Consider the following 9,875-nt stretch of genomic DNA (forward strand, 5'->3'; position numbering starts at 1 on the left):
GCTATCGCGACAGCCGCATGCCCTCAACGACCGTCTCGGCGAGGGCCTTGCCCAGGCAGGCATGCAGCCGGTCGGTCTCGCGCGGCCAGGCGGCGCGCGGGGCGCGTTCGACGTCCACCTGGCCGGTCTCGGCCCAGTAGCGCATCAGATCGTAGCGGCGGAACAGCATCCCGTTCGGGGCCGCTGCCGCCACCGCCTGCATGGCCTCGCGATAGGCGCCGTAGTTCATGGCCGCACGGCCGAAGCGGCTGAACTGCATGTCGATCAGCACGAGATCGGCCCTGGCCTCGGTCACCTTGACGAAGCCCGCCACCAGCGTGGCGGCGAACAGGTCGGGGTCCAGACCGCGCACCGCGTCCACCGTCCCGGTCTGCCAGATCACCAGATCGGGCTTCACCTCCGGCAGGGCCTGCTCGAGCACCTTGAGCAGGTCGGGCGCGGTCAGGCCGCGACCGCCCCGCGGTGTGACCTCGACCTCGGTGCCGGGCAGCAGGGTGCGCAGGGCCTCCTGGAGGCGCGCAGGATAGACGTTGTCCGGCGCCGAGGTGCCGCTGCCGGTGGTCGAGGCCGAGCCGACCACGAGCACGCCAAGGCGCCGCTTCTGGGCCACGGCGCGGGTGGCGTGGGGGAAACTGTCGCTCGCCGCGGTCAGGTCGCGCGGCGCGGTGCAGCGTTCGGCGGCCGGCGCGGGCAGCGCGGCGGCGAGCAGCAGGACGAGGATCGCGGCCATCCTCATGACGCCCCTCGGGTATCAGGCGGCGAGGGCGTCGCCAAGGCCGGACGTTTCGCCGCGCCCTTGCCGTCGTACCAGGCCTGGGTCGCGGCGAGCGCCACCATCAGCGTGAGCCCGCCGGCGGCGATCGCGAACTGGGTGGGCAGCGAGGCATCGAACTCCTGCATGATCAGGCGGCCGAGGAAGGACAGGAACACGCCGAGCGAGAACACCGCGAGCCCGTGCTGGCCCGTCAGCGTGAAGGGTTGCGCCGGCGGCGAGGTGAGCCAGGCCGCGCCCGGCCTGACGATCCGCGTGGCGAGATAGGCCATCGACAGGAAGTGCAGCAGCCGCGCGGGGTGCAGCGACGACTTGTCGATCCGCGTGTAGATCGCGAGCGCGACCGGTTCGGGCAGCAGGGCGTAGGCCGCCGGGATGCGCCAGACCGCGCTGATCGCGCCGCCGCAGAGCACGCCGAGGATCGAGAGCGCCAGCAGCGTGCGGCGGTGGCGCAGCAGCCGCGCCCGCTCCTCGTCCGGCAGCCGCCCCATCGCGACGCCGATCATGAACAGGAACTGCCAGGCGAGCGGGTTGAAGAACCAGTCGCCGGTGGCGGTCTTGAGCGTGATGCCGGTCAGCCGTACCGCGACATAGAGCGCCCCCGACACGCCGATCAGCCAGAGCGGCCGGCGCACCAGCGGCAGGAACAGGATCAGCAGCAGCAGGATGACGATGTAGAGCGGCAGGATGTCCATGAAGGCGGGCTGGAACCGCAGCGTCAGCGCGTCCAGCACCGCCTCGTAGGGTGTTTCGAGGAACGCGCCGACATTCTGTTCGTCCACATAGGCGGGATTGGCGAAACGGTTGGCACTCCACGACACCTGCGCGACGAAGGCGAGGAACATGAAGACGTGGACGATGTAGAGCTGCCAGATGCGCAGGCCCACCGCGACGGCCGCATAGGCGAGCCCGTTGCGGTCGAGCGCGCGGCCATACGCGAAGGCGGCCGAGTAGCCGGCGAGGAAGATGAAGGTCTCGGTCGCGTCCGAAGGCCCGAGCACCTGGATCGTGGCGACCCAGAGCACGTGGTCGGCTATATGCCCGATGAAGATGCAGTAGAGCGCGAAGCCGCGGAAGAAGTCGACGCGGATGTCGCGGTTCTGGCGGATCAGATGGCGCATCACGCCTCCTGACCACCGTGCGCGGGCCGCGTGGCCGAGCGAGGCGACATCACGCCCCGACCCCGTCCGGTCGCGGCGCATCGCCGGGCGGTACGGCGATGCGCGACGGCTGCTCGGTCAGCGCGATGCGGCGATGGAAGCGATGCCCGGCCACCGGGCGATGCGCGATCGTCACGATCGCGGTTTCCGGCAGGCGTGTCACCAGCAGGCCCATCAGTCGCTCCTCGCTCTCGGCATCCAGGCCGCTGGTCGCCTCGTGCATCAGCAGCCAGCGTGGCCGGTGCAGCAGCGCGCGCGCGAAGCCGAGGCGCTGCTGGTCCTCCACGCCCAGTTCCTCGTCCCACGCCGCGACCGTGCCGAGCCGCGGCACGAGATGCGCGAGCCCCGCGTCCACCATCGCCTGCGCGACATCCCCGGGCGGGAAGCTCGCCACCTCACGCGGCGCGGCAAGCAGCTCGGCGAGCGGCGCCTCGGTGAGATAGGGGCGGTCGGACATGAAGAAGGGTTGCGCGTCGTCGGGCAATTCGATCCGCCCGGCACCCCAGGGCGAGAGGCCGGCGATCGCCCGGAACAGGGCCGTCGCGGCCTGCGGCGTCGTCTCGACCAGCACGCGCTCGCCGGGCCGGATCTCGGCATCGAGATGCGCGACCAGCACCTCGCCCGCGGGCGAGACCAGGCTGAGATCGCGGAACGCGAGGCCCGGGCCGTTCTCGGGCACGCGGCGGAGCCGCCCCGGCTCGTCATCGTACTGGCCGTCGATCAGATCCGAGACCGCGTCGTGCAGACGCAACACGCGCTCCGCCGAGGCCTCCCACTCCGCGATCGCGGGGTAGTTGTCCGAGATCCAGGAGAGTGCTGCGGTCACCTGCCCGAAGGCGAGGGCCACCTGCATCATCGTCCCGAGGGTCATGTCGCCGGCAAAATGCCGTGGTGCCAGCAGCAGCAACGGCAGGACGACCGTGAGCTGGGTGTAGCCGGAGGAGAGGAAGACGAGCTTGCGGAACGAAGCGGTCTGCTCGGCCCAGGCCGTGCGCACGACGGCGAAGGCCGCCTCCATGCGCGCCCGTTCCGCCGCCTCCGCGCCGGTGAGCGCGATCGTCGGCGAGTTCGCGAGCGCGTGCAGCAGCCGCGCCCGGTGCCCGGCCTCGGCCTGCTGGCGGCGGTCGGTCGCGCGCACGAGCGGATATCCGACCTTGGTCGTGAGCGTCGCGCCGGCCGTGGCGTAGAGCAGCGCGACCCAGACCATGTGGCCGGGCAGGGTGATGGAGATCGGCCCGAGCGTCAGGGTCAGGGGGCCGGAGGTCAGCCAGAGCACGCCGACGAACAGGATCAGCTGCAGGATCGCGTAGAGCAGCGAGGCCAGGAAATCGACCACCATCTCGCAGACGATCCGCCCGTCCTCGGCGATCCGTCCGTCCTCGTTGTCGTGCTCCCCGGGCAGCGCGCGCAGGCGGTAATGCCGTCCGTCCGCCATCCAGGCATCGCGCACGGTGCGTGTCAGGTGCAGGCGGAGCTCGATCTGCAACCCGCGCCGGAAATGGATGCCCGCCGCCTGCACCACCATCAGCCCGAACACGATGGCGGCGAAGATCGCCGCCTGGGTCGTCAGGCCGGACATCGACTTGCGCTCGACGATGTCGAAGAAATCGGCGTTCCACGCATTCAGTCGCAGGATCAGCAGCACCTGCGCGACTGTCGTCGCGATCACGCCCGCGAGCAGCGCGGCCGCCCGCCACCGCGCCCGGGTCGCGAAGATGCCGCCCAGCAGGCGGAGCATGCGGAGCGCGTCCGGTCCCGGGTGCGGACGCGCGAGGGTGCGTGCGCGCGCCTCGGCGTGGCTCGCGAGGCGGTCCTTCAGGCCCGCCGGGTGGTCGATGTGCATGCGGCGTGGTCCGGCGGCTACCGGCGGCGTGGCGTGTCGGGAGGACGGAGGGGCAGCGGCACGATCGTGCGCATGGGCAACGATATGCGCCAAGAGGGCATGGCCCGCCGCTCACGACCCCGTGCGGGGCGGCGGATCAGCCGGGGATGCGCTCGATCGCCGCGCCGCAGGCGGCGAGCTTCGCCTCCACCCGCTCGTAGCCGCGGTCGAGATGGTAGACGCGGTTGACGACCGTCTCGCCCTTCGCCGCGAGCCCGGCGAGCACCAGGCTGACCGAGGCGCGCAGGTCGGTCGCCATCACCGGCGCGCCCGACATCGCCGGCACGCCGCGGATGATGGCCGACGCACCGTGCACGTTGATGCGGGCACCCATGCGGTTCAGTTCGGGCACATGCATGAAGCGGTTCTCGAAGATCGTCTCGGTCACCATCGCCGCGCCGTCGGCGACGCACATCAGGGCCATGAACTGGGCCTGCATGTCGGTGGGGAAGCCGGGATAGGGCTCGGTCATGACATCGACGCCGTGCAGGCCGTTGAGCCGCTTCACCGACAGCCCGCCCTCGGTCTCGGCGATCTCGACGCCGGCCTCGCGCAGGATGCGCACGACCGCGCCGAGATGGTCGAGCTTGGCGTTCGCCAGCACCACCTCGCCGCCGGTGATCGCGGCCGCGCAGGCATAGGTGCCGGTCTCGATCCGGTCGGGGATGATCGCATGGGTCGCGCCGTGCAGCCGGGCCACGCCGGTGACCGTCAGCCGGTCCGTGCCGATGCCCTCGATGCGCGCGCCCATGGCGGTGAGGCAGCGCGCGAGATCCTCGATCTCCGGCTCGCGCGCCGCGTTCGCCAGCACGGTGGTGCCCTCGGCGAGGCTCGCGGCCATCAGCAGGTTCTCGGTCGCGCCGACCGAGACGAAGGGGAAGACGATCTTCGCGCCCTTCAGCCCCTTCGCCGCGCGGGCGGTGACGTAGCCGCCCTCGAGCAGGATCTCGGCGCCCATCTGCTCCAGGCCCTTGAGGTGCAGGTCGATCGGGCGCGTGCCGATCGCGCAGCCTCCCGGCAGCGACACCCGCGCCTCGCCGCAGCGCGCCACCAGCGGCCCGAGCACGAGCACCGAGGCGCGCATCTTGCGCACGATGTCGTAGGGCGCCTCGGTGTTGGTGATCGCGCCGCCGATCGAGAGCGTGCGGCCGTCATTGTCCACGCGCTCCACCGCCACGCCGTGCTGGGCGAGGAGCAGCGACATCGTGTCGATGTCGGCGAGCCTGGGGACATTGGTGAGCATGAGCCGCTCGTCGGTCAGCAGCCCCGCGGCCATGAGCGGCAGGGCGGCATTCTTGGCGCCGCCGATCGGGATCGTGCCCGACAGGGGCTGGCCGCCGCGAATCCTGATCCGGTCCATCTCAGACGATCCTCAACCTACAGGCGGGGCAACGCCACGCCGCGCTGGCGCATGTACTTGCCGGCGCGGTCGGCATAGCTGGTCTCGCATACCGACTCGCCCTTGAGGAACAGGAACTGGCAGATGCCCTCGCCGGCGTAGATCTTGGCCGGCAGCGGCGTGGTGTTGCTGATCTCGATGGTCACCTGCCCTTCCCACTCCGGCTCGAGCGGGGTGACGTTCACGATGATGCCGCAACGCGCATAGGTGGACTTGCCGAGGCAGATCACCAGCACCTCGCGCGGGATTCGGAAATACTCGACCGTGTGCGCGAGGGCGAAGCTGTTGGGCGGGATCACGCACACCGCCGCCTCGCGATCGACGAACGAGGCCGGGTTGAAGTCCTTCGGATCCACGATCGCGGACTCGACGTTGGTGAAGATCTTGAACGCGTGCCCCACCCGGGCGTCGTAGCCGTACGAGGACAGGCCGAAGGAGATCATCCCCTCGCGCGTCTGCTTCTCCACGAACGGTTCGATCATGCCGTGCTCGACGGCCATGCGGCGAATCCAGGTGTCGGGCATGATGGCCATGGCGGGGATCCGGGGGACGCGGGAGGCCGTCACCCGCCACGGCCCGCCGCGCGAGTCAAGGCCGCGCTGGAGCACCGCGCCGCCTCCGTCGGTCCGGCTGCGTCGGCCCAACGCGGCCTGCCCGCGCCGCTCGGCCCGTTCCGTCACACGGCCATCCATCGTCCCTGCTCGGCCGAGCCGTAGCACGCCTCGACCAGGCGCAGCGTCGCGAGATAGTCGCGCGCGCCGTTCTCCACGGCCGCGCCCTCCGTCAGATGGGCGATCACGTGCCGCTGCAGCGCGAACACGCAGTCCCCGCCGTAGCCCTGGGCGGGGCGATCGTAGCCGTGTTCGCGCTCGTCCGCCGCGCCGCGGGCGCGCCGCCACAGCCGGCCGGCTCCGTCCAGCCTGAGCGTGCCCGCCGTTCCCTCGGCGAGCAGCTCGCCCATGGTCAGCCGTGGATTCGCCGCCGCGTGATCGACGAGCCGGTTGCCGTCGAACACCGCGCGCCGACCGTCGCCGTAGCGCAGGATGATCAGTCCGGCATCCTCGCCGGCGATCGCCGGGTTGAGCCGGCGCAGATCGGCGAACACCGCCTCCGGCATGCCGAACAGGAAACGGAACACGTCGAGCAGATGCACCGCAGTCTCATGGACGAGAAAGCGCGGCAGGGTCTGGAAATAGGGCTGGCGGTCGAGATAGGCCCGCGGCCCCTGACCATCGCCGGGCCGCAGCCGGAACGCGAGCTGCAGGGGTTCGCCCAGCGCCCCATGCGCGACCAGCCGGGCGACCTCGCGATACCAGGGCTGGAAGCGGAAGTTCTCGTGCACGACGAGACGCAGGCCGGCTGCCTCGGCCTCGGCGGTGATCGCCTCCGCCGCCGCGAGCCCGCCGCAGAACGGCTTCTGGCAGATTACCGTCCCGATGCCGGCGGCGATCGCGGCACGGATCGCCGGCGCGTGGGCGGGCGGCGGGGCGGCGATGTCGAGGATGTCGAGCCGTGCCGCGGCGAGCATGGCCGCGAGGTCGCCGAACACCGCGCCACCGTATCGCGCGGCGGTGGTCTCCGCCCTGGCGCGATCGGGATCGCAGATCGCGGCGAGCCTCGTCCCGGGCATGCGCGCCCAGGCCTCGGCGTGGAACTGCGCGAAATAGCCCGCGCCGACGAGGCCGACCGCGAGCGTCATGCCGCTCCGGCGGGATCGAGGGCCGCCATCGCGGCGCCGACCGCGGCGGCGACCGCGCGCGTCCCCGCCGCGCCGCCGTGCTCCGGGGTGATGAGCCGTCCGCCGGCGAAGGCGGCATCGACCGCGCGCCGAATCAACGCGCCCGCCCGCTGCGCGCGCGGCTCGCCGTGCCGCCCGCCCAGCCACTCCAGCATCATCGCCCCCGAGAGGATCATCGCGGTCGGGTTGGCGATGCCCCTGCCGGCGATGTCCGGCGCCGAGCCGTGGCAGGGCTGGAACACCGCATGCGCCTCGCCGATATCGGCCGAGGGCGCATAGCCCATGCCGCCCATCAGCGCCGCCCCCAGGTCCGAGAGGATGTCGCCGAACATGTTCTCGGTCAGCATCACGTCGAAGTCCCAGGGCCGGCGGACGAGGTCGAGCGCCATCGCGTCAATGTAGTGGTGGGCCGCGCGCACGTCCGGGTGCGCGGCCGCGCGCTCGTCGAACACCCGCCGGAAGAACGCGAAGGACGTGAACACGTTCGCCTTGTCCACGCAGGTGACGAGGTTCTTGCCGCCGCGATCGCGCCGGGCCCGGGCGAGCGCGAAGGCGAAGTCCGACAGCCGCGCGGTGGTCGCGCGGGTGATCACCAGCGTGTCGCGCGCCTCGGCGTCGTTCCGCACCTCGCCCCGGCCGCGCGACCAGAACAGCCCCTCGGTGGATTCGCGCAGGATGACGAGGTCGATCGCGGCGGCGCGCGGATCGGCGAGCGGCGTCTTCACGCCGGGGATCACGCGCACCGGCCGCACGCCGGCGTAGAGGCCGAGATCGAAGCGCAGATCGAGCTGGGGCGCGATCTCGGTGCCGTCGGGGTAGCGGATCGCCGGATCGCCCATGGCGGCGAGCAGGATCGCATCGGCCGCCCTGCACGCCGCCATGGTCGCCTTGGGCAGCGCCTCGCCGGTGTCGCGCCAGCACACCGCGCCGGCCGGGTGCTCCTCGGTCGCGAGCCCAAGCCCCACGCGCTCGGTCGCCGCGCGCAGCAGGTCGAGCGTGGGCGCCATCACCTCCGGGCCGATCCCGTCCCCGGGCAGCACGGCGATGCGGAAACTGGGCGCCATCGGTTGCTCCTCCCCCACGGCAGTGCGCTGACGCATAAGGGCTCACGGGGATCGCCGCCAGCCCGTTGGCCGCGCCTTGTGCCGGCCCGGTGCCGCTGCGATCCTCGCCGCCGGTCAGCCGCAGGGGAGGGGACGATGTGGGAGGTGTTCGCCGTCAAGTATGCCGAGAACACCGGGCGGCGGCGGCGCAACCACTTCATCGTCCAGGACGACCTGCACGACACGCCGCATCCGATCTTCTACTACGTCTGGGCCGCGCGCCGCGGCGGCACGGTGGTGGTGTTCGACACCGGCTTCGCGCGCGAACTCGCCGCCCCGCGCGGTGCGACCTATGAGCGCACCCCCGCCGAGGCGTTGGCCGCGATCGGCATCGACGCCGCCTCGGTGCGCGACGTCGTCATCACCCATTTCCACTACGACCATGCCGGCGGCATCGCCGCCTTCCCGAACGCGCGCTTCCACGTGCAGGACGCCGAGATGGCCTACGCCACCGGCCGCTGCATGCTGCACGCGCATCTGAAGAAGCCCTTCATCTGCGAGGACGTCACGGCGCTGGTGCGCGCCCTCTATGACGGGCGGATGGTGTTCCACGACGGCGACGCCGAGCCTTGGCCGGGCATCCGTCTGATGCGGATCGGCGGCCACTCGGCGGGGCTGATGTCGGCGCGGATCGACACGGCCGAGGGCCCGGTCGTGCTCGCCTCGGATGCCGCGCATTTCTGGGAGACGCTGGCCGGCGAGCCGTTCCCGATCGTCTATGACATGCGCGCCGTGCTGGAGGGCTACCAGCGGCTGATCCGCGAGGCGGGCGGCGATCCGAACCGGGTGGTGCCGGGCCACGACCCGGCGGTGATCCGCCGCTATCCCTCGGCCGGCCCGGGCCTGGAGGGGGTGGCGGTGCGGCTCTCCGGCCCCGCCTCCTGAGCCTGGCGCGCGCGGGCCTGCGCCTTGCGCCGGCGCAGGTTCTCGCGCAGCGCGGCGGCGCGGCGGGCGGCGCGGGCTTCGGCCTCGCCGCGGCCGCGTTCGCTCAGGGTGGGCGGAGGTTTCATGGCCTGATCTCGTGCGATGCTGCACGGGCCGTCAAGTCATGCCACCGGAGTCGGGATGCGCGTCCTGCTGGTCTACTGCCACCCCCGCGCGGACAGTTTCTCGGCTGCCTTGCGCGAGACCGTGCGCGAGGCGCTCGCGGCGCGCGGCCACGACGTCGAGCTCGTCGATCTCTACGCCGAGGGGTTCGCCCCCGCACTCACGGCCGAGGAGCGGGCGGCCTACCACACCGAGGGTGGCAACCTCGCGGGTGTCGAGGCGCATGTGGCGCGGCTGCGCGCCACCGACGCGCTGGTGTTGGTCTATCCCACCTGGTGGTACGGCATGCCGGCGATGCTGAAGGGCTGGTTCGACCGGGTGTGGGTGCCGGGCGTGGCCTTCCGCCTGGGCGACGGCGCGATCGAGCCCTTGCTGACCAACATCCGCCGCATCGCCGTGGTGACGACCTATGGCAGCCCGCGCTGGCTGCTCTGGTACCTGGGCTGGCCGGATCGGCGCCTGCTGGGGCGCGGCTTGCGGCGGCTCTGCGCGCGGGGGTGCCGGCTGGACTGGCTGTCGCTGACCCGGATGGACCAGCGCCAGCGGAGCGAGCTGGCGGCGTTCCGTGACCGGGTGGCGGGGCACTTCGCCCGGTGGTGAGCGGGTCGTGCGGCGGCCCGTGAGTTGTCTTCTTAACCTTCTAGGCTTGCTATGATGTGGGCGAGGAGAGGGGGTTGGGATGTCGCAGAAGCAGGGTGAGCGGTTGGCGAAGGCGGTGGCGCGCGACGCGGCGACGAAGGTGGCGCGGCAGCGTCTTTCGGTGCTGGAGCTGGC

Annotated in this window: 9 protein-coding genes; 2 read left to right on the forward strand and 7 right to left on the reverse strand. The window is 71.9% G+C overall.

Annotation, left to right across the window (positions count from 1 at the left end):
• Position 1: 1 nt before the first annotated feature.
• The 7 genes from F563_RS22705 to F563_RS0114465 form a co-directional block, all read right to left on the reverse strand.
• Entirely contained in the window at positions 2 to 730 is a 729-nt protein-coding gene (locus F563_RS22705) for a GDSL-type esterase/lipase family protein (protein WP_019015391.1), read from the reverse strand.
• A 2-nt stretch (positions 731 to 732) separates the two neighbouring features.
• Positions 733 to 1,893, reverse strand: a complete 1,161-nt coding sequence (locus tag F563_RS22710; RefSeq protein WP_019015392.1) for an OpgC family protein — start codon at positions 1,891 to 1,893, stop codon at positions 733 to 735.
• Between the two features lie 49 nt (positions 1,894 to 1,942).
• Positions 1,943 to 3,775, reverse strand: coding sequence for an ABC transporter ATP-binding protein/permease (locus tag F563_RS25880; protein ID WP_019015393.1), 1,833 nt, complete (start codon positions 3,773 to 3,775; stop codon positions 1,943 to 1,945).
• Positions 3,776 to 3,911: 136 nt separating this feature from the next.
• Positions 3,912 to 5,174 (reverse strand): UDP-N-acetylglucosamine 1-carboxyvinyltransferase, encoded by a 1,263-nt coding sequence (murA, locus tag F563_RS0114450; protein WP_019015394.1) that lies wholly within the window; start codon positions 5,172 to 5,174, stop codon positions 3,912 to 3,914.
• Positions 5,175 to 5,191: 17 nt separating this feature from the next.
• Positions 5,192 to 5,746 carry a dCTP deaminase gene (gene dcd, locus F563_RS0114455; protein WP_019015395.1) on the reverse strand — a complete coding sequence of 185 codons (555 nt, stop codon included), beginning with the start codon at positions 5,744 to 5,746 and terminating at the stop codon, positions 5,192 to 5,194.
• 143 nt (positions 5,747 to 5,889) lie between these two features.
• Positions 5,890 to 6,912 carry a Gfo/Idh/MocA family protein gene (locus F563_RS0114460; RefSeq protein WP_019015396.1) on the reverse strand — a complete coding sequence of 341 codons (1,023 nt, stop codon included), beginning with the start codon at positions 6,910 to 6,912 and terminating at the stop codon, positions 5,890 to 5,892.
• Positions 6,909 to 8,015 (reverse strand): isocitrate/isopropylmalate dehydrogenase family protein, encoded by a 1,107-nt coding sequence (locus F563_RS0114465; RefSeq protein WP_019015397.1) that lies wholly within the window; start codon positions 8,013 to 8,015, stop codon positions 6,909 to 6,911. Before F563_RS0114465 ends, F563_RS0114460 begins: the two co-directional genes overlap by 4 nt.
• Positions 8,016 to 8,150: 135 nt before the next feature.
• Here F563_RS0114465 and F563_RS0114470 point away from each other — a divergent pair, with 135 nt between their 5' ends.
• Positions 8,151 to 8,939 carry an N-acyl homoserine lactonase family protein gene (locus tag F563_RS0114470; RefSeq protein WP_019015398.1) on the forward strand — a complete coding sequence of 263 codons (789 nt, stop codon included), beginning with the start codon at positions 8,151 to 8,153 and terminating at the stop codon, positions 8,937 to 8,939.
• 180 nt (positions 8,940 to 9,119) lie between these two features.
• Positions 9,120 to 9,701 (forward strand): NAD(P)H-dependent oxidoreductase, encoded by a 582-nt coding sequence (locus F563_RS0114480; protein ID WP_019015400.1) that lies wholly within the window; start codon positions 9,120 to 9,122, stop codon positions 9,699 to 9,701.
• The last annotated feature ends 174 nt before the right edge of the window (positions 9,702 to 9,875 follow it).

The sequence above is a fragment of the Elioraea tepidiphila DSM 17972 genome, assembly GCF_000378465.1.
GTDB classification, from domain to species: Bacteria; Pseudomonadota; Alphaproteobacteria; order Acetobacterales; family Acetobacteraceae; genus Elioraea; species Elioraea tepidiphila.

Excerpts from the sequence above, each read along its gene's own strand:
- F563_RS0114470 (WP_019015398.1), top strand. The coding sequence starts at position 8,151 with ATGTGGGAGGTGTTCGCCGTCAAGTATGCCGAGAACACCGGGCGGCGG.
- murA (WP_019015394.1), bottom strand. The coding sequence starts at position 5,174 with ATGGACCGGATCAGGATTCGCGGCGGCCAGCCCCTGTCGGGCACGATC.
- F563_RS0114465 (WP_019015397.1), bottom strand. The coding sequence starts at position 8,015 with ATGGCGCCCAGTTTCCGCATCGCCGTGCTGCCCGGGGACGGGATCGGC.
- F563_RS22705 (WP_019015391.1), bottom strand. The coding sequence starts at position 730 with ATGGCCGCGATCCTCGTCCTGCTGCTCGCCGCCGCGCTGCCCGCGCCG.
- F563_RS22710 (WP_019015392.1), bottom strand. The coding sequence starts at position 1,893 with ATGCGCCATCTGATCCGCCAGAACCGCGACATCCGCGTCGACTTCTTC.
- F563_RS0114480 (WP_019015400.1), top strand. The coding sequence starts at position 9,120 with ATGCGCGTCCTGCTGGTCTACTGCCACCCCCGCGCGGACAGTTTCTCG.
- F563_RS0114460 (WP_019015396.1), bottom strand. The coding sequence starts at position 6,912 with ATGACGCTCGCGGTCGGCCTCGTCGGCGCGGGCTATTTCGCGCAGTTC.
- F563_RS25880 (WP_019015393.1), bottom strand. The coding sequence starts at position 3,775 with ATGCACATCGACCACCCGGCGGGCCTGAAGGACCGCCTCGCGAGCCAC.
- dcd (WP_019015395.1), bottom strand. The coding sequence starts at position 5,746 with ATGGCCATCATGCCCGACACCTGGATTCGCCGCATGGCCGTCGAGCAC.